General features: G+C 37.9%; 21 protein-coding genes. 10 read left to right on the top strand and 11 right to left on the bottom strand.

Annotation, left to right across the window (positions count from 1 at the left end):
• Nucleotides 1–37: 37 nt before the first annotated feature.
• The gene (locus tag CXF79_RS13490) at nucleotides 38–922 is read right to left on the bottom strand and encodes a LysR family transcriptional regulator (protein ID WP_011043482.1); all 885 of its coding nucleotides are present in this window, start codon (nucleotides 920–922) and stop codon (nucleotides 38–40) included.
• A gap of 222 nt (nucleotides 923–1,144) precedes the next feature.
• Between CXF79_RS13490 and CXF79_RS13485 the strand changes: the two genes are divergently transcribed.
• The 5 genes from CXF79_RS13485 to CXF79_RS13465 all read left to right on the top strand — a co-directional run bounded on the left by CXF79_RS13485 (nucleotide 1,145) and on the right by CXF79_RS13465 (nucleotide 3,627).
• Nucleotides 1,145–1,756: a glutathione S-transferase family protein gene (locus tag CXF79_RS13485; protein WP_101155517.1), complete on the top strand. Its 612-nt coding sequence runs from the start codon at nucleotides 1,145–1,147 to the stop codon at nucleotides 1,754–1,756.
• A 78-nt stretch (nucleotides 1,757–1,834) separates the two neighbouring features.
• The gene (locus tag CXF79_RS13480; protein ID WP_101155515.1) at nucleotides 1,835–2,224 is read left to right on the top strand and encodes a nuclear transport factor 2 family protein; all 390 of its coding nucleotides are present in this window, start codon (nucleotides 1,835–1,837) and stop codon (nucleotides 2,222–2,224) included.
• Between the two features lie 50 nt (nucleotides 2,225–2,274).
• Entirely contained in the window at nucleotides 2,275–2,481 is a 207-nt protein-coding gene (locus CXF79_RS13475; RefSeq protein ID WP_101155513.1) for a 2-hydroxymuconate tautomerase family protein, read from the top strand.
• 306 nt (nucleotides 2,482–2,787) lie between these two features.
• The gene (locus CXF79_RS13470; protein WP_232769175.1) at nucleotides 2,788–3,078 is read left to right on the top strand and encodes a DUF3817 domain-containing protein; all 291 of its coding nucleotides are present in this window, start codon (nucleotides 2,788–2,790) and stop codon (nucleotides 3,076–3,078) included.
• A 42-nt stretch (nucleotides 3,079–3,120) separates the two neighbouring features.
• The gene (locus tag CXF79_RS13465) at nucleotides 3,121–3,627 is read left to right on the top strand and encodes a regulatory protein RecX (protein WP_101155509.1); all 507 of its coding nucleotides are present in this window, start codon (nucleotides 3,121–3,123) and stop codon (nucleotides 3,625–3,627) included.
• A gap of 45 nt (nucleotides 3,628–3,672) precedes the next feature.
• Here the strand turns inward: CXF79_RS13465 and CXF79_RS13460 are convergent, their stop codons facing one another.
• The gene (locus CXF79_RS13460; RefSeq protein ID WP_232769174.1) at nucleotides 3,673–4,335 is read right to left on the bottom strand and encodes a tRNA (adenine(22)-N(1))-methyltransferase; all 663 of its coding nucleotides are present in this window, start codon (nucleotides 4,333–4,335) and stop codon (nucleotides 3,673–3,675) included.
• Nucleotides 4,336–4,650: 315 nt separating this feature from the next.
• On the opposite strand from CXF79_RS13460, the gene CXF79_RS13455 reads away from it, so the two are divergent.
• The 4 genes from CXF79_RS13455 (at nucleotide 4,651) to CXF79_RS13440 (ending at nucleotide 10,949) form a co-directional block, all read left to right on the top strand.
• A complete protein-coding gene (locus CXF79_RS13455) occupies nucleotides 4,651–7,758 on the top strand; it encodes an efflux RND transporter permease subunit (protein ID WP_101155505.1) in 3,108 nt (1,035 codons plus the stop codon).
• A 9-nt stretch (nucleotides 7,759–7,767) separates the two neighbouring features.
• Entirely contained in the window at nucleotides 7,768–8,931 is a 1,164-nt protein-coding gene (locus tag CXF79_RS13450; RefSeq protein WP_101155503.1) for an efflux RND transporter periplasmic adaptor subunit, read from the top strand.
• A gap of 342 nt (nucleotides 8,932–9,273) precedes the next feature.
• Nucleotides 9,274–9,636, top strand: coding sequence for a helix-turn-helix domain-containing protein (locus CXF79_RS13445; protein ID WP_011043473.1), 363 nt, complete (start codon nucleotides 9,274–9,276; stop codon nucleotides 9,634–9,636).
• A complete protein-coding gene (locus CXF79_RS13440) occupies nucleotides 9,630–10,949 on the top strand; it encodes a type II toxin-antitoxin system HipA family toxin (RefSeq protein WP_101155501.1) in 1,320 nt (439 codons plus the stop codon). Before CXF79_RS13445 ends, CXF79_RS13440 begins: the two co-directional genes overlap by 7 nt.
• 105 nt (nucleotides 10,950–11,054) lie before the next feature.
• On the opposite strand, the gene CXF79_RS13435 is transcribed toward CXF79_RS13440, so the two are convergent.
• The 5 genes from CXF79_RS13435 to CXF79_RS13415 all read right to left on the bottom strand — a co-directional run bounded on the left by CXF79_RS13435 (nucleotide 11,055) and on the right by CXF79_RS13415 (nucleotide 17,040).
• Nucleotides 11,055–11,387: a DUF3135 domain-containing protein gene (locus CXF79_RS13435; RefSeq protein ID WP_101155499.1), complete on the bottom strand. Its 333-nt coding sequence runs from the start codon at nucleotides 11,385–11,387 to the stop codon at nucleotides 11,055–11,057.
• 411 nt (nucleotides 11,388–11,798) lie between these two features.
• On the bottom strand, nucleotides 11,799–13,085 hold the full coding sequence (locus CXF79_RS13430) for an EAL domain-containing protein (protein WP_101155497.1): 1,287 nt from the start codon (nucleotides 13,083–13,085) through the stop codon (nucleotides 11,799–11,801).
• Between the two features lie 87 nt (nucleotides 13,086–13,172).
• Nucleotides 13,173–14,021, bottom strand: coding sequence for a nitrate- and nitrite sensing domain-containing protein (locus tag CXF79_RS13425; RefSeq protein ID WP_101155495.1), 849 nt, complete (start codon nucleotides 14,019–14,021; stop codon nucleotides 13,173–13,175).
• A 41-nt stretch (nucleotides 14,022–14,062) separates the two neighbouring features.
• Nucleotides 14,063–15,193, bottom strand: coding sequence for a methyl-accepting chemotaxis protein (locus tag CXF79_RS13420; RefSeq protein ID WP_101155493.1), 1,131 nt, complete (start codon nucleotides 15,191–15,193; stop codon nucleotides 14,063–14,065).
• Nucleotides 15,194–15,840: 647 nt separating this feature from the next.
• Nucleotides 15,841–17,040 carry a DEAD/DEAH box helicase gene (locus CXF79_RS13415; protein WP_101155491.1) on the bottom strand — a complete coding sequence of 400 codons (1,200 nt, stop codon included), beginning with the start codon at nucleotides 17,038–17,040 and terminating at the stop codon, nucleotides 15,841–15,843.
• Nucleotides 17,041–17,589: 549 nt separating this feature from the next.
• Here CXF79_RS13415 and CXF79_RS13410 point away from each other — a divergent pair.
• Nucleotides 17,590–18,255: a hypothetical protein gene (locus CXF79_RS13410; RefSeq protein ID WP_101155489.1), complete on the top strand. Its 666-nt coding sequence runs from the start codon at nucleotides 17,590–17,592 to the stop codon at nucleotides 18,253–18,255.
• Between the two features lie 396 nt (nucleotides 18,256–18,651).
• Here CXF79_RS13410 and CXF79_RS13405 read toward each other — a convergent pair whose 3' ends face one another.
• From CXF79_RS13405 to CXF79_RS13390, 4 genes are all read right to left on the bottom strand, one after another.
• Entirely contained in the window at nucleotides 18,652–19,449 is a 798-nt protein-coding gene (locus tag CXF79_RS13405; protein WP_101155487.1) for a CHAP domain-containing protein, read from the bottom strand.
• A 517-nt stretch (nucleotides 19,450–19,966) separates the two neighbouring features.
• Nucleotides 19,967–20,869, bottom strand: a complete 903-nt coding sequence (locus tag CXF79_RS13400; RefSeq protein WP_101155485.1) for a hypothetical protein — start codon at nucleotides 20,867–20,869, stop codon at nucleotides 19,967–19,969.
• A 423-nt stretch (nucleotides 20,870–21,292) separates the two neighbouring features.
• Nucleotides 21,293–23,365 (bottom strand): basic secretory protein-like protein, encoded by a 2,073-nt coding sequence (locus tag CXF79_RS13395; protein WP_101155483.1) that lies wholly within the window; start codon nucleotides 23,363–23,365, stop codon nucleotides 21,293–21,295.
• Between the two features lie 84 nt (nucleotides 23,366–23,449).
• A complete protein-coding gene (locus CXF79_RS13390; protein WP_011043461.1) occupies nucleotides 23,450–26,272 on the bottom strand; it encodes a TonB-dependent receptor domain-containing protein in 2,823 nt (940 codons plus the stop codon).
• Nucleotides 26,273–26,283 lie beyond the last annotated feature (11 nt).

Below are 26,283 nucleotides of genomic sequence, written 5' to 3'. Positions count from 1 at the left end.
TCTCGTACAAAGGTTGAGTATTTCACGGCATTTAGCATCAAGGTTTATCTTTATCAGCGAACCATTGCTCTAAATATTCAATACATTGCACTAGTTTTGGCGGAACAAAATTCCGCACCGGATATAAAGCATATAAGGTTAACATAGACTTTTTAGAATCCGCCAATACTTCAACAACTTGACCACTGTTTATTGCCTGCTGACAAACAAAGTCGGGAATAAAACCAATACCTAATCCTTGTTTAATCGACTCCATCATAAACATTGTATTATTAACACGTAAGCTACCCTTTACCTCTATACCACCTTCAATTGGCCATACATTCTTGCCCTGAAAGTAGCTGTAAATAAAGCAATTATGTTCTTTAAGGTCTCTAGGGTGAGTAATGGTAGAGTGCATTTTAAGATAGTCTGGTGACACGCAAACCTTATAAGTAAAACGAGTCAGTGGCCTACCAACGTAATTTGAATCTATCGGCTGACTTGATGCTCTAAAGCCTAAATCAAAACCTTGTTCTACCAAATCAACGCTTTCATCGCCTAAATGAATATCAAGCTCAATTTCAGGGTTAGCCTTCATAAAGTCAGCAAACAAATGTGACAAATCGGTAATACCGAGAGCCATAGGGGCATTTATTTTCAGTTTACCACGAAGGTTCTGTTGTAAATCTTGCACAAAATTATCGGCATCATCCAATTTTGACAGTATCTCTCTTGCTCGCTGTAAATAACCTTCACCAACATGGGTTAGCTGGACGCTACGGGTTGAACGGTGCAACAAACGGGTGCCTAAATCGGCTTCAAGTCGACTTATTTCTTTACTAATCATTGATTTGGATGAATTAACTTGTTCAGCTACCCGAGTAAAGCTACCTAAATCGGCTAAGCGTACAAATAGCTGAATTGCGCGTAATTTATCCATTAACTCGTCCTTTAAATTTCAATATTACATTTAACTTTCTCTGCTCCATACGTTAACAGATAAGCAGTTGTTCTCAATATGAGAACAGTATATATCCATTGTAGGTATATATGGAAACAACTTGTCTCTGTATTATTAATTCATCACCGCGAGGTAACCATTAGCCAACTAATGTGCCAACGAAGATATGAACTAACTAATTTAACTTTTGGAGAAAATACCATGTATACACTTTATTACTCAAAAGGCGCTTGCTCAGTAGCCACTCAAGTTGTCTTACGCGAATTGGGTCAAGAGGTTACGATTATTGATGTGAAACAGCTGAGTAATTTTAAAACCATCAACCCAGTTGGTGCTGTGCCAGTATTGGTTGATGGTGACAATACACTAACTGAAGGTGCGGCCATTATGCTTCATATTCTTAACAAACATAACAGCGCACTTTTCCCTGATACTGAAAATGATCGTCAACAGGCAATTCAAGACATTATGTTTGCTAATGCCAGCATGCATCCTGCCTACAGTAAATTATTCTTTCTAGCAGAGCATATTAACGATGAAAAAGTAAAACAAGAGACACTCAACTCAGCGGCCAAAACTATCAATCAGTTGTGGCAAGTTGTTGAAAAACAGCTATCCAACAATAAGTTTTTAGGTGGGAGTGCACCTTCAGCGGCAGATATTATGTTGACGGTATATTCTCGTTGGGGGGCTTACTTCCCAGTAGATATTATCATCGGTGAAAAAACAATAATGATGTTAAATGCGGTACAAGCCATGCCAAGCTTCATTAAAACAGATCAAGCCGAACAGGCGATGTCATCCACAGAATAGTCTAAAAATAAAAGTTAACGAAATTAACGTTTGGCGCTGTAAGGGCGTGACTTTTCCCTTATAAATTTTGGAGTAAACATGAAACATATTCAAACAGTACCGGGAGAGGCAAAAAGTGATTTTAATGCAATTGAGGACATTTTATATAGTTATTTTGATGGCCTTTATCATGGCGATGTCGCGAAGCTAGATTCAATATTCCACACAGATGCTTGGTTAAAAGCGCCAGGAACTCGGCGTTCATTAATCCAGTGGCTGAAAGATGTGGCAGAGCGAACAACACCAGCTGAACTTAATGAGCCAATTGCTTTTAAAATATTAGCCATCGATGTAGTGCAAGACCAAGCTATGGCGAAAATTCATTGCCCGTTGTTTGACTTTAACTATATCGATTTTCTTGGGTTACTCAAAGAAGAAGGAAAGTGGCAAATCGTTAACAAAATGTATAGCGATATAAGAGTTAAATAATCACAACCAAGGATTAACTCACCAATGTAGCCCACCAAAAAGGAAAAAACATGCCATATATCAATGTAAAAATTACTGAAGAAGGTGTAACAAACGAACAAAAGCAAACCATTATCAAAGGCTGTACGCAGTTAATGGTTGAGGTATTAAATAAAGACCCTTCAACTACTTTTGTTGTAATAGATGAAGTAAACACTGATAACTGGGGTATTGGTTTTGAGCAAGCAACTGAGTTGCGTAAGCAACAAAAAAGATAATAACGCGATGAACCTTTAGTCTCAGTATGTTGACTTGTCGACACCATTAAAAGGTCACGCGTTACCTAGCTATCTTATGTAAATCAGTTGATTACATGTATTAGGCGATATCTAGTGAATATTATCGCATTCCTCCAAAACACCTAAAAATAAGGATGAAATCAAAGTAAGTATCCTTGATCTCATCCTTATCGCACGGCAAGATTTTAATAAAAACAGTTTATCTAGAGCTTAACTATCATTATAAATTTGACCCCGTGCGCCTACCACAGGATAATACCGTTTTTCGTTTTACAGGTAATATTAATGCTCAAGTATTTTCGTGCCATCAGCATTTTAGAAGGTTTATCTTTCTTAGCAATTTTAAGCATTTCGTTTGGTTTGGTCAGTCGAGATTTTGTTTTTCAACTGGGTATGACTCATGGTGTATTATTCATGCTTTACTTATTTCTATCGCTAATAGTTTCTAATAAGCAGCAATGGTCATTACTCATTTGGTTGTCTTTATTTATTGCCTCAGTTGTTCCTTTTGCTTTTATTGGCGTAGAAATATTTCTGAGTCGAACTTCAAATTATCAAAAACCAGCTGAAGCATAGCGGCGAATTAATGGATACTGAGCGATAGGATTTCACATTACCATGTATAAAAGAAAGCAAGATGCCAAGCCACAAGTTATTTCTTATGACCGCGTAAAATCATATATGCAGTGGATGATCGAAAGATATGGTGATTACTCAGCTAAAACCTTGCTACAAAAAGCAAACTTACTCTTTAAAGACGATAAACAATTCAATGAACCGGCGCTCGATTATCTAATAGAGCGAGGAATTGTTGATGATCGTCGTTATGCTGAACGCTTAACGATGAGTTTTTCAGAGAAAAACATAGGTCCTAACAAAATAAAAGAGAAGCTCTATGCCAAAGGTTTTTCATCCCAAGTTATCAATGAGTGCGTTAGTGCGATAGAAACCTCCGACGAAGATTACTTTGATAAAGCACTGACGCTAAAAATCAGAAAGTTTGGTGAAGATCCCATTGAAGATATTAAATTAAAGCAAAAAGCCTTACGGCATTTAATATCAAAAGGATTTTCTTATTCAATCGCTAATAAAGTGGTTAGCTATTCAGATGACGAAGAGTATTAGGTCACAGTTTTAACAGCTAACAGGCCTATGACCTGAGAAAAGCCTTTACCGTGCCACAGCATGATAAGCATCAATGATGTATTGAACGTCGTTTGTCTTACCTTGATGAAAACCTTGTTGAATACGTTGGTAATGATTAAGGGTTTTATTCAAGTATTTACTAGTAATTTCAGATTGTTGACTTGATTGTGATTGCCAAATATTATCGCCAACCGGATGGATTTTGTTATTTTCGTCACTTGTCGTTGAAACTAATATTATCTCATAGAAACGTCGGTTCTCTTCAATCAGCACCTCGTGTTTCAAACTAAAATCTAGCGCAATTAATGTCTGTCGCAGTGGAAATTGATGATGAACGGGACACAGTAGAAAATCAATATTCAACTCTTTGTGTTGCTTATATATTGCTTCGATAAACTCAATCATCAAATCACCGCCAATACCGGCAATAATAATGAGGTGTTTGCCCTCATATTGCGCTAAAGGCAATTGTTCGACATCAAGACAGTGAGTTTTCCAAGTTGAACTTGGATAAAAGCGGTGGAGCTTGCTTTCTAGTTCAGCCATTAGTTGGGGAACAATATCAACAAAATGAACCGTGGTAGCGTCTGGACGCGATAATAAAGCGCAACCAAGCAAGCCATGATCACAACAGCAATCCCAAATATGATCATATTGTGATGTCACCATTTGTTGAATATTCTGCAATCGTTTACTTATTTTAACGTTGATTTTTAAGCTGGGTTTCACGCTGGCATTACAGTTAGGCTTCAAGAGATATACTTAATAGACGATTAAAAACATCGGTATTGTATAGCGAAGTAACTTAACCATACAAGCAGTTCAAGCGATACTAAAGCAGAGCGTAATTAAGGTGATGAAGAGTAGGGAGGTTCTTATTGATTAATAAACACTTAATGAATTACTTATAGACACATTTATTTACATCAATTTACTTAAATACGGATATTTTTAACAAACACTATAATACAATGTTTGCTGCTTTTATTATGGATTGGTTAAATGAACTACACACGAGCTGCACTGAAAAACCCTGCAGCAATTATTGTTATTGTCGTTTTAGTTATGGTTTTTGGCCTGTTAAGTGTCGCTAAATTACCTATTCAATTAACCCCTGATATAGAACAGCCTCAAATAACTATCTTTACCGGTTGGCGAAGTGCAGCACCGTCTGAGTTAGAGTCGGTGATCATTGAACCCATCGAAAATGTAGTAAAAAATACGCAAGGTGTTATTCGGGTTGATACCTCGATAAACCAAGGGTTTGGGCGAATTAACCTCACCTTTGATGTCGGCGCTGATATGCAAAAAGCCATGCTCGATGTCATTAATAACTTGAACCAAGTTCCGCCTTTACCCATTGACGCTATTGAGCCAATAGTTTCAGCTAATGGTGGTGGTAATACCGCAACCATGATGATTAAAACCTTGCCGGATAATCCGGTTGAAGATTTTGGTCAATATCAAAAACTCATTGAAGATGTAGTTGAGCCAAGATTCGCACGAATTCCAGGTATAGGAGAAGTAAACCTTGCTAGCCATAGGCAAAGAGAAATTAGAGTCACCTTTGACCCAGTTAAAACCGCCTCTTTAGGTTTATCTATTGCTGAAATAAGCTCAGTCATTACCAATTCAAATGATACCTCGGCAGGTACCGTTAATGTTGGCCGTCGCCAATATGTGGTACGTTTTTCTGGTCAGTATAGCCTAGATAACCTCACACAAATGATTATTGGTTATAGTGATGAAAGACCAATTTATTTGCAAGATATAGCAACAGTAGAGAACACGTTAGCCGATCGACAAGGTTTCAACTTACGAAACGGACAACCGTCATATTACCTCACCTTGAGGCGTCAAAATGGTGAAAACATAGTCGCGTTACTTGATAAAATTAACATCGCGATTAAAGAGCTGAACGAGGGTCCATTAAAAGCAGAAGGATTAACAATAGACTTAAGTTTTGACTCTTCCGTACATATTCGAAATGCGTTATCTCTGGTGCAAAATAACCTAGGTCTAGGCGTATTACTTTCGTTAGTGATCTTATGGTTATTTCTGAGAGGTATGCGGAATATTTTGATTATCGCGATCACCATTCCCGTGTCTTTATTAGTCGCTTTTGTTGCCTTAAGTCTTTTTGACCGAACACTGAATGTTATTTCCCTTGCAGGTTTAGCTTTTTCTGTTGGTTTAGTGCTTGATGCCGCCATCATAGTGCAAGAAAATATTGTCCGACTCAAAAGTAAAGGCATGGATAATCATAAAGCGGTGCTCAAGGGGACTACCGAAGTCACCGGCGCTTTATTTGCCTCAACCGCGACCAGTGTTGCGATATTTCTTCCGATATTATTTATGAAGGGTATTGAAGGGCAGCTTTTTTCAGATTTAGCGCTAACACTCTCTATTGCTGTTATTGCTTCACTACTTTCTGCGATTACCGTATTGCCTATTGCCAGCAAATACTTGTTAAAAGACGTCAGTGATATTGACCCATTCGCGCATTATTGGGAACGCCTCACTGTACTTGTAATGAAGTTAACTAACAGTAAGTTCAAACGAGTAACTTGGATCAGCCTTTTACTTGCTGGCTCATTAATCATTAGTTTTACCTTATTACCAAAAACAGATTTCATGCCTAGAGCACCAACCGATGGTTTCTTTTTCAGCCTAGATATGCCGCCAGGAGGCAATGTTGACTTTATTGAACATGAAATGGCGAGTCTGGTTAAAAAACGATTAGCACCGTACTTAACGGGAGAGAAATCACCAAAAATAAAAAGTTATAATTTTTACTCGTTTGGCTCTAATGCAACAGGAGGTTTTATCTATTCTGATGATCCGAGCCGGGTTGAAGAGCTAATGAAAGTGGTTAAAGCGGATGTATTTTCAGGTTTGCCAGATACCGACGTATTCATGTTTCGTGGCTCTATGATTAATATCTCTGGCAATGGTAATGGCCGTACCATTGATATAGATATTCATGGTACCGATATCGAAGGGTTAATGGAGGTAGCGAAAACAGGCATTGCTGCGATTAACGAAAATATGCCAAACACCACCGCATTTCCTATTCCAAGCCTTAACTTAGCTGAGCCAGAACTAAATTTACTACCCAATGATCAACGTATTACTCAAGCTGGATTGAATCGTAGTGACGTCGCTAGAGCTATTAGTGCTTACACCAGTGGTTTATTCATTGGCGAGTATTTTGATGGTAACCATAGATCTAATATCATATTGCGTGGCGAGCAGTGGGAAACCCCTGACGAACTCGCCATGATGCCCATGCATACTCCGTTAGCTGGCATCCAGACCTTAGGAGAGTTAACTCATATTACCAGATCAGCAGGTCCTACTGAGTTAAAAAGAATCAATGGTAAGCGTACCGTCAGCATTCAAGTATCACCACCAGCGACGATGTCACTTGAAGAAGCAACAGCGCTTATTAATGAAAAAGTCATTCCAAAAATGCAGTTAGATCTGCCCGAGAACTCGGCTATTTCTCTTAGTGGTAATGCTAATCAGATGGCTTCTGCTATAAGCGATATGATCAGCAACTTTATCTTAGCGTTACTTATATTATTTTTACTGATGACAGCACTTTTCAAGTCAGCCAAAGATAGTCTAATGGTACTATTAGTGATGCCATTAGCGACTGCGGGTGGTGTTATCGGACTAAGTATCTTAAATATTTTCACTTATCAATCATTAGATTTATTAACGATGATCGGCTTTATTATTTTACTTGGCTTGGTTGTTAATAATGCCATTTTACTGGTAGATCAAACCAACCAAGGTGGCTTAGAGGGCTTGTCTCGTTGTGATGCAGTTGCTCAAGCTATTCGTATTCGTGCTCGACCTGTCTACATGAGTACATTAACCAGTTTATTCGGCATGTTGCCTTTAATGTTGATGCCAGGTGTTGGCAGCGAAATATACCGCGGACTAGCCGCTGTAATCGTAGGCGGTATGACGGTCAGTGCTATTTTCACCTTAGTATTGTTCCCAAGTTTACTGAGAATGACACAAGGTAAACATGCTTCACCTACAACCAATATCGTGTCCATCTCAGCAACAGAACAAGAATTACGTATTAGTAATCGTTAAGAGAAATTTATGCTAAAAATAAATCAAGTAAAGCTAACACAAGTAAACTTAGCTCAAATAAATACTGCAAAAGTAAATACGATACCAGCAAAAGTAGTACATAAAATGATGAAAAAAGTAGTAATAACTACCCTAATTGCAATGAACTTAATGCAAGTAAGCTTTGCTGCAGATGTTGTTGAAAAAAACGAAACAAAAGTCGTCGCAAAACCAGTAAAAGCAGCACCTGTGCTCAATATGCCCATGGCAGCAAAAACTGAACTCAACGCGACCTTATATAGTAGATCACACATCCCAATAACGGCTTCACTAAACGCGAGAGTAGATTACTTAGTTGAACCCGGGGACTTTGTCGCTCAAGGAGATAAACTTGCGGGAATGGATTTATTACCTATTCAACTACGACAAGCAGAACAAAAGGCGCAGATAAGTCGAGCAAGAATCAATGTCGCTTATATAAAAAATGAATTGTCACGTTTACAAGCACTGAGTAAAACTCAAGCTGTCTCGCAATTTAAGTTAGATCAAATGCGTTCTGAGCATGATTTAGCAGCGGCTGACTTAGAAATTGCCCAATTAAAATTGGCACAAATTAATGAACAATTATCACGTGCCATCATTACCGCACCATTTGCCGGAATCATCACCGAGCGCTTGATAAGAGTGGGTAGTGAAGTAAATCGTGGTGATATTTTACTTAGATTACTTGATACCGAGCATTTAGAAGCGCGATTATACATCCCGATTAAATACCTAGCTTTCATCAATAAAGGTGACAAATTGAGTATGTCAGCAAGCGATCAAAAAACCTTGGCTGCTGTTACGGCTAAAATCCCAAGAGCTGATCCAAGATCGCAAACCTTTGAAGTTAGACTTAATATACCCAAAGCATTTAATAAACACTGGGCTGCAGGCCAACTTGTTAGTGTTAGCGTGCCAACTCAAAAAGCAACAGCAAGCTTAACTGTGCCGCGCGATGCACTTATTTTGCGCAAAAGTGGCAGTTACGTAATTAAAGTGAATGCAGACAATACCGTATCTCGTTTAGCCGTTGTTGTGGGTAAAGGAAATAAAGAACGCGTTGCGATAACCGGTTCACTAAAACATGGTGATAATGTTGCGATAAGAGGTGCAGAAAGACTAGCCGATGGCGATAAAGTTGTAATTCAATAATTTACTTACCTATGCTCTTACCTCTGTACTTTACTCAAGCGTGCATTAATACCTTGTAAAAATCTGACGTCATCTTCGACGTTTTATATTGAAGACCCATTGTATTTTTCCTTGAATTTCAGCCTCAACAGTGAAAACGAGTAGGGCACATTAGACTCTTTCACTGTATTTATCTAGGTTATCTAATAATCCCTTTAGGGAGGTTTGTTACTGTTTTTAGCAGTTAATCATCCTATAAAGGGTAGTTTGCGTTATTGTTGAATATTTATGCTTGTCGTGTAATACTCCTTTTAAGGGTTATACTCGAGTATATCCCATATAAAACATCTTTTAGGGCATATTATGAATATTGATCAATTAACAGCGCATGCTATTGCGGGTGAACTGGGCGATAGAATTAAAACCGCCCGACTCAATGCGAACCTCACCCAGAAAGCTTTAGCTAACAAAGCAGGATTATCCCTCAAAGCGGTGACTAATGGTGAAAAAGGTAAATCAACGCTTGAATCCATGATAGCTATTCTTATCGCACTTGATCTAACAGAGCAACTTAATTCGTTTATCCCAAAACAAGAGATATCTCCGGTTCAATTAATTGAACTTCAGGGTAAAGAACGTAAAAGAGCAACTAGCGCACGTAAAAGTACCAGTAAAATAATAAATAGCAAAAATAGCAGCCAAAGTAAGGATACTCCCACATGGTAATGGAAGTCATAAAGGTTAAGTACAAAGCGTTTGACGTAGGCGCAGTTAGCTACAACACCGATACCCAAATGGGATCGTTTGAATACTTCCCCAGTTTTATCAAAACAGGCATTGAGTTATCGCCAATCAAAATGCCGCTGGCTAAAAATATTTATTCATTTCCCCAGCTAGACCAGAATACTTTTAAAGGACTACCAGGACTTATCGCCGACTCACTACCGGATGATTTTGGTAATGCTGTTATGAATGCTTGGATAGCCAGCCAAGGTAAATCAACCAGTGATATCACGCCTTTACAACGACTACAATACACAGGTATGCGCGGCATGGGGGCTTTAACTTACTCACCTGCCACAAAAAGAAAAAACCTTAATGCTTCACAGCCAATACACATTGAATCGCTCGTTTCTATCGCACAAGACGTATTAGATAAACGACAACAATTTAGCGTTGACCTTGAAAATAATGGCCAAGAAGACAAAGAAGCAATGATGTCTCTTATGTCCGTTGGTATGAGCGCTGGTGGTGCAAGGCCAAAAGCTGTGCTTGCTTTCAATAACGACTTAACCCAAGTTCGCTCAGGCCAAACTGATGCGCCTGAAGGTTTTACCCACTACTTGATGAAATTTGACGGCGTCAGTGAACATAATAAAAATCAAGAGACCTTTGGCGATCCTATGGGTTATGGCGCGATGGAATATACCTACCACTTATTAGCGAAAGAATGTGGTATCGATATGATGCCATGCCATTTACTTAATGAAGGTAAACGCAGACATTTTATCACCGAAAGATTTGATCGAAACGGTAATGACAAAATACACGTACAAACACTCAATGGACTTGAGCATGTAAGCTACAAACAAATAGGCTCATACTCTTATGCTGAACTATTTAACACAGCAAGAAAATTAAAACTGAGTCCAGACGATGCAATGCAGCTATTTAAACGCATGGTATTTAACGTAATATCTCGAAATCATGATGATCACGCCAAAAACTTTGGATTTATGTTAGATAAAGACCATAAATGGCAACTAGCTCCAGCTTACGATTTAGCCTATAGCTACAAACCCGATAGTCATTGGGTAAGTAAACATTGGATGACACTTAACGGGAAACAAGATAATTTCACCAGAAATGATTTCTACAGCTTTGAAAAGTTGAGCCCAATCTTTAGCAAACGAAAAATAGATGATGTGTTAAATCAAACAATCGAAGCGGTATCTCAATGGGATAAGTACGCTGCAGAGCACGCCGTGCCGAAATCACTAATAAAAGAAATAAGCCAAAATCTAAGGCTTTTTTTGTAGTTGTTTTGAGTTTAGTTTAGTTTAGTTAGCATAAAAAATAGGGCATCATTATTTCTTCAGCATTACTACGTGATGCACTCATTTTTCGTCAAAGTGGTGGTTATGTCATCCTATATCCGTTAAGTAGATGATATCAAAATCCTTTTTTTTGTCCAAAATTGGCTGGTTTTTAGTTAAATTATTTAATGCTCTATTCAATTCAATAAAAGAATCCTGCATCATTCGCGATATTCGGATACAGGAATCGACAGGATTTTTTGCCAGCTTTCTTTGTACATCTATCTGAAATTGCAATCCTTGTAAACGTCGTCGGTGGCTTCCTGATGTTTTATCGATGATTGCGGCAATATTTTCCCTAAGAATGAGTTCAAGTTTGTCGGGTGAGTTTTCAGCTAATTCCCTTAGCGTTTTATGGTCGGGGAGGAGATTATTATTCATAATGAATACCTCATAGGGTCGTATCTTATTAGCTACTTCTATTCATCATCCGTAAAATACTTACAATATTAATTGTGCTTCCTTGCAATAAATATAGGTTAATTATTACCTTTACCTGTCTTTCCGCACCTCATAAATAACTCAAAAACACATCAAAATAGTCTTTAGATCAAAGTAAAATAACACCATATCGAATTTCTATTTTAGTTAGTCGAGTATCAGAATGGCAAAGGTGATTTTACTTGGGGTTCTGTAAGTAACTGTATTTAATATTATAAAGTCAACAAAGGCGCAAAGCGGAAGTTAACCATAATATTTATATTATTCCGTTTCTCACTAATAGCAGCCATTTATGGCTGAAAAGACTAACTACTGCCAATGGCCTAGTTTATAGAAACTAGAAAATCAAGATTAGTGTCCAGCTAAAATATCCATGCATAATATTTTTTGTCCTTCATCAGTATCAAAGCACATTGAGGTGGTAATACAGAGCCCATCTCCTGTAATAGATTGGTAAGGTGGTGAAATATGCATTTGATTAGGCTGTCTAAGGGCATTACGTATATAATGTTTGCGATACCAATTAGCGTCTTTACCCAGTTGTAATTGATAAAATTGCCCTGCAGGGTTTAGTTTTCCTTGGTCGACTATATAAGACTCACCCAGTTGTTGTCCTTGATTATCTACCAGAAAGCAACGAATTACTTTTTTCAAATTCATCAGCGGCTTTATAACACTATTTATGCTTTCACCTGTTTTTATTGTCATTACAGCCTGTAAAAATGTCTTACGGTAAGTGGATGACCAATGTAAATCTTGATGTAATTGATATTGTTCTATAGCGATATTTTGTTTCACTAAGTGAGCAAACAATGGTTTTGTTTCAGTTTGGATGTAGCTAGCAGCTTGGGGGCGAGAAAAATAAAATCCTTGAACAAAATCAGCATTACTGTCGATGGCAATTAATGCCTGCTCCTCAGTTTCTATCCCTTCTATTACAACTAAACAACCAGATTGGTGTAAAATTTGGACAATACTGGTTAACATCTTTTGGGTATGATTCGACTTTATTGCTCTTAAAAGTATTGAGCGGTCTAACTTAACTATATCGGGTCGAAGGTTCCAGATACGCTCAAAATTTGAGTGCCCGGCACCGAAATCATCGATAGCAATGAGGCAGCCCATAGATTTATAATAATTACATGTTTCCAATAATTGAGCATTGTTGTTACAGTGATCCTCTATGATTTCAACCACGACCCTTTCAGCGGGAATATTGAAATAACTTAATAAATCGGAAAAAAAAGTTCCATAATTTCGACCTTTTTCACAGGCTAGACTGGAAACATTGATAAACAACCATTTATCTTGATCCTCTAATTTTTGAGAATTGGCAACGTGGGTATAACGACATAAACGGTCAAGATAAACACTACTCCTTTCATCACACGGTGTGTCGAATATTACGTCTGGGGTGATGTTATTTCCATCATTATCTTTCCCCCTAATGAGTGCCTCATAACCAATTATTTTCTGATGATCAATACTGTATATAGGCTGAAAGTGACTCGTTAGTGTTATATCTTCAAAGGTACTTAGAACACCTCTTTCCACTTGATGAGTCGAGCCTTTGATTTCTTCTAATGTGAGTAAAGATAATGCAGTTTTAGCTACAGAAGCTACTGATGTTATTGTCATTTATTATTTCCAGTAATTAAAATAGCTAGATAAGGTATTGATGAGTTTTTTTTAAATAAGACGATATTGATAGCTAGCATGGACCCTTTAATTTACATCCAAAGAGTTACTGATTTGCATTAACTGATGTTTAAATACATCATCGATAGACTGAATAAGCAAACTGGCTTGTTCAAAATATACTTGTTGATCTAACGTGATTTTGTCGGCACTAAGAAAAGCTTGGTCAACGGTGGATAAGAACATTTCGGTTTGCTCTTGTGTGATTTTAATTAACCTATTATGTTCATCTAAATATTGTGGTAAGCAATAAAGTTGATGTAATACAGTTTTGATCACTTCACTAATTTGTTGTTGTAAGTAACTTAGTCGAATACTGTCGGTACTAGAGCAAGTTTTTTGTGTTGCAACGCCCACGCCAATGGCTCTTGCCTGACCAACAACTTCTGTTACACCGATCACTTCACGCCATACATAGCCCGCTTGAGGAAACTGAGGTAAAAATTGAGAAAACAACAAGCCTTTTTCGGCTTCGTCTTCAAGTAGATATAAGAGGTTTCTAATCAATTGAGTATGTTGATCAAAACTATTATCCGCACTTGCTCCCACACTAGCTGTGCCAAGTCTTTGCCAATGATCCAGAAAACTTTGCCAACGTTCATTATCATTAGAAAAAGTTAGCTTATTTTTATTAATGTTTTCTTGAATGCATTGTCTGATGATAGTTATTTTAGGTAATATTTCTTTTTTACCATTTAAATAAGCCGCCGTCATTCCTCTGTGTTGTTGAATGAAATAAATAAGCTGCTTCAAACCTTTTATATTAAGCAAGCCTTGACGTTGAGTTTTAATGCGATCTTTTTTAGAGTTATTTAATTTTAAATAAAAGCTAACTAGGATAAATAGTAACAGTACAATTATTTGATAATGATTCATTTGTTAGTAACCCTCTTTTTATAAGTCAATTACCAGAACAGCTAAGAGGTAAGTTTTCTCAAGTGTTCAGCCACAAGTTCAGTTTGTTTCGCAATGTCAGCATTGGCTTCAGAGCTTTGAACAATTTGCTCAACATGCCGTGATATTTCCTCAGTAGCCAAGACTTGTTGCTCTGCATTAACTGAAACGACTTCTGTTTCCTGCTGTACAGAGTTTGTTGCTAAAGCAATATCTTTCAGCATTTTATTAACACTTTTTGCTTTTTCACCACAAGCATTTGTTTTTTCAACGACAAGTTTCATACTTTCAACAGTATCACTGCTCTGGCTTAATACCTGATTGATTTTATTGGCTATATGCTCGCTAGAACTATGGGTGCTTATGGCTAGATTTCTAACTTCTTCTGCCACAACGGCAAATCCTCGACCAACACTACCTGCGCGTGCAGCTTCAATAGATGCATTCAATCCTAATAAATTGATTTGTGATGATATTTTTCGGATAGATTCAGTGATCAACGTGACTTCCTGTGCCAACTCGTCTAACTCTTGCATACCTTGTTGTGTTTGAGATACTTCCTTGCTTACCTCTAATATTGCACCCGTTAAGGAGATGATATGGATTTGCCCGCTTTGTACTATTTCATCAGCATGCATAGCGGAGTTGTGTACTGCGGAAATTTTACTGCTAACTTCACTGATTGATTGGCTCATCTCTGTAATTGCAGCCGCGGTCGACGATGTTGCATTAAATTGCTTTTCCACATTGTTCGATAAACATGTCGTTGATTCTATTACTTGGCTTGCAGAGTGATTTACTTCCTTTAATTTATTTTTTTGCTGTTGATTAATACGCGATAACTCTCGAAAAGAGTTTAATAATGAAATCGTCGTGTTTTTGGATAATAACGTATCGAACTTCAAGCTTCGGTAGTCAAAACTTATGGGGTCAAGACTATTTATTATAGAATTGAACTGATGCTCTTGGTGTGAAACAGTTAATGTTAGTCCAACAAAAAAATAAATAATAACAGCAGAAAATAGGACCGAACTTGTAGTGCCATCCAAAGGAACAAAATTAATTAAGGTCAGCATTAATGTAATTAAACAGATTAAAGTGAGCTTAAGGCCAAATAATTTTATTGAATATTCTACGGGTAGAAAAATAACCATAATGAGTCCTATAAACTCAATTTAATTGAACTACCAACAAAGCAAGATGCATACCAAAAAACAAACCATTGATTTTAAAGGTTAATTGATGTAATCATGTGTATTGGGACAGTTTATGGTAAATTAAATGGTGCAATTGCACTAAAATAAAGTGGGTCAAAATTGAATTGTACAGCTTATGTCAACGATGAAGTTGAGCTGCTGCTATCAGTAGAATAATCCGTTAATATCAAAAAACCTTCACGATGCGATACAAAATAGGCTTAAAGGTTCTATGGCGCTTCGTGCCTAGAGCGCCATAAAAATCATGTCAGTTTTATGATCCTAAAGCTTCAGTTCTCATACGAGAGTGATTTATGGTTTCAATGCGCACAGACAAGTTATAGTAAGTAGTTAGTAAAACGTTCGCTCTCGTATCAAAGTGGTTATTACATTAGATGATTTTAACCTATGAATTAGGTCGGCTTTGTGGAAAAAGTGCGCAATATACCTAAGCCTGACCGTTCGAATAAGCTCTAAATTTAATATAAACTAGATGTGGAAGTGTTAAATGCAATTAAGTGCACAAGGTAAATGCTATCGCGTGGCACTGATGGTAGATATTTTCCACTATATTGCTCGTTTCAAAGGACAATTTATGTCTGTCCTTATTTTCTCTTTGTTTTTTTAACCAGTTTCTTTTTCTTATCTTGTATAGGTGCTTTTGAAAACTCTTTATGGAAAGGCTGTTCTGTAACAACAGGAATGACTTGCCCTATGCTATTTTCAATATTAGTTAATTGCCTTATATCATTTTCTACAGCAAATGAAATAGCCATACCACTTTTCCCGGCACGAGCAGTTCGTCCTATACGGTGTATGTAGTTTCTTGGATCTTCAGGAAGGTTATAGTTAATGACTAACGTAATATTATCAACATCAATTCCACGAGCAGCAACATCAGTTGCAACTAATACTCTTAAAGTAGAGTCTTTAAAGTTTTGTAACGCTTCCTCCCTAACTGCTTGTGTTTTACCACTGTGCAGGCTAGCGGCAGTTATTGATGCCTTTTCTAGTGCTTTAACAATGATGTCAGCGCCATACTTTGTTTTACAAAAGATGAGCACTTTTTCATAGTCAGGTTTTGTCAGGATATTAAATAGCAAGGGTACTTTATTCGATTTATCAAGGTGGTACACACTTTGATTAACCAAGTCGATAGTAACCGTTTCAGCAGTAATTTGAATTTTTGTTGGGTCCGTTAATATGGCTTCTGCAAGTATCTCTATTTCCGCAGGCATAGTAGCTGAAAATAATAGTGTTTGTCGGCTCTTTGGCAGTTTCGATATGATACTTTGAACATCCTTAAAGAATCCCATATCAAGCATTGTATCTGCTTCATCTAACACAAATACTTCTAACGCCTTAAAATTTATATCGCCCGTTTCAATTAAATCCAATAACCTTCCAGGGGTGGCCACTAAAATATCAAGTCCAAGTTCGATAGAGTCAACTTGAGCTTGTCTTCCTACACCACCATAAACAACCTTAGTTTTAAGCCCCAAACCATCAGAGTAGTCATCAATGTTTTGCATTATTTGCGAGGCAAGCTCTCTTGTGGGCGTTAGTATGAGCGAGCGCGTGCTCTTAGCTTTAATATCAATTTTATTTCGCCCAAATTTATTGATAATAGGCAATGAAAAGGCCGCAGTTTTTCCTGTTCCCGTTTGCGCTATACCAAGAAGATCATTGCCATTTATAAGCGCTGGGATACATTCTTTTTGGATCGGTGTTGGCTGTTTGTAGCCTTTAAGATTAACGCGGTCAATAATTGACTCTAAAAGTGAAAATGCTTTAAATTCTGACATGTTGTCTCGGTGCTCATTAATCAATAGCTTAGTATTCTAACAGAATGCTTTAATATATTTAAGACGTATTCAAGTGTTCTGACCCCTTGATTTTTTTACAGGTGTTTTGTAAGGGATTAGATAATTAAAAATTGGATGTATTGACAGCAAGCCTTATAGAGCAAAGCATGTAGATTTCATTTACTTTCGGCCTTAGGTCAGCCCAGACTGACGAAGCCTATCGTTACAGCGTGTTCTAATTTGCTTTTCAGGCACCTTATTTATAGAAAAACTAATCCTAATTAATTCAAATCAGTGAGTACTAGGTCTTCGATGTGGCAATTAGCTACGTTTTAGAGATATTGTTTATGTAATAGAAGTCCCAACCAAATTGCTACACATGTTCTACAAATGAAACTATACTTTAGTTGTTATTTATCTAACTTATTGATTTTACTGTGTTGAATACATTTAGTACCCCTGTTTTATGGAGTAATTTATAATAAATGAACTATTCTATAAGTTCGTTATATGTAAATTGGTATTTAGCAATTAGAAGGAGAGCCAGCCATGTCATGTAATTGGTGTAAGAAACCTATCGAGGATGGGGCGAGAGTCTGCAGCGAATGCGGTCGACGCCAAGGGGCAATGGGGCTGATTGCGTCGGTCAGCACGTTGATTGGAGTGGTGGTCGCGCTGCTCGGCGCCTTGCTCTCATCTTATCAAGCTGCCCAAACCACTATTGACAGCAAAGACGTCACTGTCGCTCTCGAAAAAGCTCAGAAAGCCTCGACAGATTCCGCACACGCTCTCACCGAGGCACTTACCGCCGCCAAGTCTGCCCACAGCGCCGAGCAAAACATCGTAGCTATAACTAAAGACTTAGTGTCGCTGCATACAATGACGCTGTTCGATCGTTATGATGCAGTCATGGCTAATCGGCAACAATGTCCGCCAGAAAATAGCTGTCCAGAACTGGAGCAGCTGGTCCGTCAGCTAGGCCGCTACTATAAATACGTAATTAGCCAGAACCAACCGTATCTTTCGGACGAAGAAAAAACGACGCTAGATAACCTGTGGTGTGGCAATGTCGCACGGATCTTTTACTATTATAAGCCACGTAGCTCCTTCGACGCACTAGCAGATGAATTTATTGCCCATTGCGAAGGTTCTCATTCTAAAAGCGTTACCGACGTAAAAATAATGATGGGATACTCGGAAAGTAGTGGAAATTAACTAGGATTGAGTTAAATGAAGACACATAATAAAGCCATAAACAGGGAACCTTTAAGGTGCATTTCCGCTTCTTACAGCACACTTTAAAATTCTGATTATGGCAAGAATTACCGATACAAAAACTTAATCCGAACCCAATGCTAACAAGTGAGTGCTAATGTCTTGAATGTGGCCAGCCTGTGTAAAAACTCATTTTTCTAGGTTACCACCGAAGAATACATGTAGTTTTAGAACATTAGTAATGCCGTTATCTTCGATTTCCCTATGCCCAAACCATTTTCGTTATTGCTTAGCGACTTTAGGGTGATTACAAGTACCATCAAAGCAAACCATAATATTTTTTGTTGCCATCTTAAACCCTTCACAATTGGTGCTTATGTTATTTGCTAATTCAAGTTATCTCGTTGTATTGTCAATAGTACTGTTTACATCAAAGGCCATACGCTCAAAGTCGAGAGTTTGATTATCTTGTAGGCAGTCAATGAAATGTAATTCAGAATTATTGGAACGCTTACCTATTTTTAATCTATTACCACAATTCCCTTCGCCTGTGTATATTGTTTCCCCATCTTCGGTGACCGCTACAACAAATCCCGTGTGACCTTTACCCCCTGCAAATAGCTGGACAAATATGTCTCCAGGTTTAGGGATTTCTGTTGTCATGTTTAGTAGTTTAGCAGTTCGCCACATCCTCTGAACACCTAAATGGTGTGTGCTTGCTATTGGATAGGAGTCAGTGACCTCTTTTAAAACCCATGAGACAAAGGCACAACACCAGGCTAATCCGATAACACCAGTATTGCCCCAATAACCGTCTATATCTGGGCTGCGGTTAGAGCCGTCAGGCACTTCAAATACGGGCTTACTGTGCTCTTCAATAATTAATTCTATGAGCTGGTGGCGCTTTGTGGTTAACCCTACAGGGATGCTAGCTGATAAGTGATTACGCTGTTTTTCGCCTGAAGGGTTTTTTAAAGCCCACCAAGTTTTCGCACCAATAACTCCGTCTGGTTTTAATGGATCACCATCTTTATAGATGTGTTGAAGCTGGAATAGAACGGCATTATCAAACGTAATACCATCAAATAGACCATGAGAAGGTTTAATCTCTTCGAAATAGCCGTTTGAGCTCAGCAATTGTTGAAGCTTAATGACCTCAGGATCAGGAATAAGTCGTTTAAGAGTGTTTGGCATGAATTACTCCTTGCGGTGTCATGTCATGGGCAAGCCAAATAAAGCGTAGATCCTATATTTGAATTCATCAAGCTAGAACGAATATTTATTGGTCAGTATGCGATTTAATGGTTCAGGGGTGTTGTAATTTTTTTATTTTAAAACAGTCGCTTGAGTCAATTTATTATGAGCATCTAAACCGATAACTATTATTCTATGGTTATCCAAGCTAGCTTCTGCCTTTAGTTAATTCCCAAATTAATTATCGCTCTGGCTTATAGCTAACAGTAGTGGTTGAGTCATATTGGCCATAAGTCTATGGGCTTACAATTACTATGGAAAGCTTGAAAACTAGCTTTATATCTCTCTCAGGGGCACATTTCGCGATAGAATTTATGATCACTTTGTGGGCTTTATAGTCCTTTTAGACTCAACTTATTTGACCTATATTTTCTAATACATTATTTTTATCGTTTAATTGGTAACAGGAAAATTTGGCTTTTTCACTTGCGTAAGCGACTATAAAAATAATCGGTTTTTATTGTGTCATTGACAGACAAACTTTTTTATAAGACTTATTAGAATCAAGAAGAAAGCCATCTCCCACTAAAGAAATCATTCTTTTTTGTGATACTTGGGGGTTATCGATTTTAAACCGCAGTCTTTCAGACATATTAGCCTTTAAAATATCTGAACAATACTTTTGAAAGAAAAATCGATCAAACTCACCATTTTCTATCAATCGAAGTAACCCAAGCCTTATACGGTCTGCTATCTCGGGGAATGATGGTGAAACATAAAAATAAGTAGCTAACGGAATTTCCAATAAAATATGGTTATCAACTACAAAGTCAGGATATAAAGCTAAATGGCTTTCTACCTCTCTGTAGGCTTCGTTAATGCCTCGGCCAAAAGTAGTAAAACGCTGCTTTGACAACATAGCGAATAACGACTCATAACCATTTGCCGTCACGACAGCAAAACCAGCCTGTTCCATCGCAAGTCTTATTGACCATTCATTTCCAGAACCTGTATGTAAAGCTTTTAGAGACTTTAAACGACCGACTTGGACAAGCTTTTTACGGTTTTTATCTTTAACGATAAATATCCTAAAACCTTGAAGACCTTTTCTAATTGGAATAGGTACAACAATTAAATTACTATCCCATTCCTTTTGAGGAGCTTCCGCGACAACATTAAGTAATTTACCTTTCTTCAACTCATGAAATATTCGGCTTCTAGTCATATTCATTTCTGTTGTTTTAACTTGAGCATTAGTATATTCAGGCGTCGCTTTAAAAATTAATTCCATTAGCTCGTACGTATATGTATATCGAGGGTCAAGAGATGAAAGAGGCTTGTTAAAAATAACATCTTGACTGGCATTAGTAAAAATTGGTAAACATATCAAAAGCAACCATAAACCCAACATCTTAACCATATTTATCCCTTGATTTTATAAAATTAATTTCTGAACTTAGGTAAAGTGCGTGTTACTTTACCTTATATTTTAGATGTTTACTTCTTTGATCAAAATCCCTTTAATCTTTTGCTTTAATGTATATATCTTGTGTCATAGAAGGTAATAGTTCCCGAATCTATTTAGGTCTCGGATTAATAAAGCCTGACAGGATAGGATTAATATAAACTCTAAAATGTTCATCGCACCACCATTAAACTGTAAATTTATTAAGGTCGCTTTGAGCACGAGACTAATTATTATGCTTTTATTTTACAACGTGATACCAGCAGGGAAGCTCTAAAGCGATGTAAATTTATCAGGAACTCATTAAGGTATAAATACAGAAAAAATAGAGACCCCTTTCAAGAGAAAGGGGTCTCATATAAATATATAGGACTAATTTTACTCTTCTGTTAGTAGTGCAATTTCGCCAATTTGAACCAAGCGACCATTATCACCACCAATACTATCACCCGCTGGTTGAGTATTTTCAAAAACAAACTGATAATACTTATAAGCCGTCACTGCATCATCAATGTCATAATGGAAAGTGATTAATCGTTCTGGATCAGAAGGATAGTTATCGCTATCTAATTGAGTCCAAACTTCACCATCCACAGAGCCTGATATAGTCCATAACGTTGGATCACGCTGTGGGTTATCATTACCTGTTGTTACACTGTATTTATGTAAAACAATGGCATCGGGTAATTCAAAAGTAACTTCCACATTGGTAATATCATTGATAGGAAATAAGTGAGATGCATGTTCCTCTAGCCACCATGTACCTTCAATAAACGCGTTAAATTTTTTGGTAACGTTATTATCAATTAATTTATCTTCCCCTTCATATGCATCCCAATCAGGAATAATAACGGTAGTAGCATTAGTTGAAATGCTCACACCTTCATCAACCGCAAAGTTTCTATAGCCATCTACTGGTGTTGGATAAGGAGGTTCAATACCCTGTGCATCATGATACTCTTGCCAAAATACTGATACGCCCTTGTCTTCACCAAAAATAGATTTAAAGGCGGCATCAAAACTCCATTCTTTTAGGTCACCTGCGGCTTTATTAAATAAATAGATAAAGTCAACGCTACGATGGCTATTTGCTACCCACTCTAAGAAAAATGATGTTTGCTCATAGGCATCAACATTCCAGTTATCAACCCATTTAATACCAACACGTCTACTTTCATGAAAGCCGGCTTTAATACGCATGTAGTTAGCTAAACTCTCTAAATATGAATGGTATTCATCACCCGTTGCGTATTCACCTGAGTTTGGCGAATTATTATAACCATGGGTTAATTCATGCCATAACATACCTATCACTTCATCGCGCAAGGCATCATCACCTTCAGCTGCTTTATTAGCAAGATGAGCAACATCCATCATTAAGATCATGTCTTCATCTGTACCACTCTTAGCAGCAGGGAAGTCATATTCATCAGTTTCAAAGGTTACCGTTTTAAATAATGGTGCTTCAGCAACATCTTTATACAGTACTTTAACTATCTGTAATGAGATGTCATGAATGACGGCCTCGATATCAGGCATAACTCGACTAAATGCTATTTGTCCTTCATGCTCTGGTTTATGAGCAACAAGCGTAACGGTAGGTTTTACATAACCTGCCCATGGGTTTTGAGAATCCCAAATATGTACAACTTGCTCTTGTACCTTTTCATTAGAACCTTTATCGTTAGACGCAACCAGTGTTACTGATTTAGCACCAAGTGAAGTGAAAGTAACCGCAGGATTTCTGTTCGTGCTCGTTGCCGGTTCTCCATCTTCAAATGTCCACTGCCAACCCGTTGGGTTAGCTAAAGATCTATCCCAAAACTGTACGTTTTCACCTATTTCAGCACGCGAGATATTACTTGCAAAATCAACCAAAGGCGCATCTGCCACAACAGTCAATTCTATTTCAGCTAATTGGAATATGCCTGCAGCGGTCGCTGGGTTGTTTGCAAAACTAAAACGATAATGTTGATATTCAACTTCATTAGTCAGCATTTCAAAGGTACGCTTTTCACCACGACTACCAAAAGTCTGGCCAGAACGGCTATCAATCTCAACCCATATTGTGCCATCGCCTGAACCTTCTACTGTCCACTCGGCCGGATCTCGTTCGGGGGCATCATTACCTGATATCAAAGCATATCCTTTTAAGGCATAAGGTTTTGCTGCACTAAATTCAACAGATACACTGTCACTAAATGATAAAAACTTAGAGCCATCGTTGCCGTCAATTAAGTTATTTATGCCTTCTCCTCCGGGTACATTGACACCGTCTGGTGAGGAGATAGTGTTGCCTGAATCTATAGCCATATTACGTAGTGCAGAACTAGCCGTTACACTTTCTGCTTTTTTTGGGGTAATCTCTAGTGATTTATCTGAACCATTACATCCTGCTAAAGTAGTTGACAATACAACTATAGCGATTAGCGATAATTTAAAGTTTTTCATAATTTTCTCATCTTTATTTTTGAAACGAAGTATGTATGGGAGTTACTCTTTACTTATTACTCATGAGTAACTCATTCGATCATCTTAAAATTTTACGACCGTACCTACATAAAACATGCGACCAATACGACTATAAGGACTAGCGGTAGCTGTTTGTGCTTGACCATTTTTATACCCTTCAGGTAAGAACGGTGGATCTTGATCAAAAACATTATCAATACCAGCATAAACTTCTATTGGTGTTTCATTGCCAAAGGTATAACGAGCTTGTGCATTGTGGATAACAACGGCATCTATATCATTGTTAAAGTAGCTAGCATCTTTATCGTCAAAAATGCTGCCTTGGAATACCGTGGTCCAATTAACAGTCAGGTTTTCATAACTGTAGGTGGTACTAAAGTTTGCTCGTTGTTCGAAGTAAGGTAATTCATTTAAATTATCTTCCCAGTCCGAGTCAGGCAACGCTTTCGTTTGATGTTTAGTAACGTAGTTATAAAGCAGATTAAAATTTAAATCACCATATTCACCTAAAGAATACATATAGTTTGCTTCTAAATCGTAACCTTCTACTTCACGGCCCGCTAAGTTAAAAACATAGTTATAAGTCGTTTGAATTACACCTGTAGAACTATCTCTCTCAATAGCACGACAAAATTCAGGTAAACCTTCTAAACAACGCTCAGCTTTGTAGTCATCGCTTACACCAGTAATGATATTGTCGATAGAGATACTGTAATAATCTAAAGACACCGTTAAATCCTCAAGATAAGACGGTGTATAAATAAAACCGATAGTCGTTGTTTCTGCAGTTTCAACTTCTAAATCCGGTGACGGTCCAAAAAATGAATAACGTTCTTTTTCATCATCAGGAGCACCATTAAAAGTACCACCATCTTGAATCGCATTAGCAATTGCCGGAATAGCTCGACAAGCTGCAGCATGCTCTGCACTAACACCATCATCTGCTGAGCTGAGCGAAACACCATCACATGGATCAATGCCGGCAAGACTGAGACCTTGACGAGTGCCACCATTAAACATATCTGCAATGGTAGGTGCTCTAAACGCTTCTGAATATTGTGCTCTAAAAGTAATATCATCATTAACTTCCCAACGTGAAGCAACCTGCCAACTTTCATTGCGGCCAACGTGGCTATAGTCTGATGTTCTTCCCGCTATATTGACGCCAAGTGACTTAACAAAGGCAATATCAGCTAAAATGGGAATGTTAACTTCCATGAAGAATTCATCAACATCGTATGAACCTTCTAAACTGTCAATTTGAACACCGCCTGTTAAGCCCGATTTTGTCGCTGAATCAGGATGTTCTTCAGCATACTCACTGCGTCTTTCATAACCAGCAGCAAAACCAACATCACCAGCAGGTAAACTAAATAGACTGCTATTAGAAATGGATGCTACGAATGTTTCTTGTTTTAATGTGCCATCAAGCGTAGTTAAGTTAGTCCAAAAATTTTGCATCTCTTGAGTAAAAGGTTCAAACACATTGGTTGGCACACAGCCTATAGCAGCATAAGCTTCATCACGACAAACGTTTTCACCGGTATCAGGGTCAACAATGACATCAGTCGCTTTTTTATAGGCAACTTCGTTAACGTCATTACCTTCCTGGTCATTGCTAACATGCCCATAGTTATAACTTAATTCCCAATCCCAATCTTCTGCAAATGTACCATCAAGGCCTAGCACAAAACGTGTGACAACACGCTCTGCGTCAAAACCTCCTTGTCCAAATTCGTTAAGGCGTCCACGGTATTGAATAAACTGACTATCATTTTCTGCGAGAGCTATGTTTCGCAATTCATCAGGTACAAAAGGGTTATCAATGCTAATTTCAGCGCCACGATAGGCGGAGCCAATAGCATATAAATCTGAAGGGTTAGAAGTTTCTGTTTTGGCGTAAGTAAATTCAGCGAAAGCACGTAGGTCATCGTTCAAGTAATAGTTCGCTAGTGCATTGAAAATTGTACGGTCAATAGGCGTTGAGATGGTTCGGCTATCTGCATGTCGATATCCATCATCTTCTACATTCCAATCACCAACAGCACCATTTTGCCAAGAGACTTCTTCATTGCCAATATCATAGCGCCACTTTGGTGCATAAGTACTTAAGTCCGCGGGATTTAATACTTTTTCCCCGTCAACAGTTCTTAATCTAACACCTGTAACACCACGATCACGAGATGCTAAGCCTTCAGCCGTTGAACGTTCAAAATTGACAACAACATTACCTTTATCTTCGGCGAAGTTACCCCCAATAGTGGCACGAATCATGTCACTTTTATTATCGCTTTCTCCAGATTGACTAAGGCGGGCTTCAACTTCAACCCCCTCAAAATTATCTTTTAAAATAAAGTTAACCACTCCAGCAATAGCGCCAGAGCCATAACTAGCAGAGCCACCGCCCGTGGTAATATCAATACGTTCTACTAAAGACGTTGGAATAGAGTTTATATCAGCCAATATTTCACCAACATCACTTGATACATACCGGCGACCATTAACTAAAACAAGCGTTCTTTCATGTCCTAGGTTACGTAAATCAACGGTATTCATGCCGGTATTGGCATAATTAAATCCAGCAGATTCATTGGTTAAACCGCCAGCAACACTAGGTAAGTCAAGCAATGCATCCATAACATTGATGTGACCCGTTAAAGCAAGGTCTTCCGCACTAATTGAAGTAATTTGGCTTGGAGCAAGTGCATTAACTGAACGGATACGCGAACCAGTTATCGCGATTCGTTCAATAGTTTCTTCGCTATCAAGCTGCTCAACTTCTTCTAATGCAGACACTGTAAATGTTGGTAGTGACAATGCAGCACCAATCAATATCGCTAATCTTGATAAAGAAGGTTTCTGCTTTTCTTTGAAATTTTTGTTCATGTATTTCCCCT

Origin of the sequence: Colwellia sp. Bg11-28 (genome assembly GCF_002836245.1) — a bacterium.
In the GTDB taxonomy this organism is placed as follows: Bacteria; Pseudomonadota; Gammaproteobacteria; order Enterobacterales; family Alteromonadaceae; genus Colwellia; species Colwellia psychrerythraea_A.
This window is presented reverse-complemented; position numbering and strand designations above follow the sequence as displayed.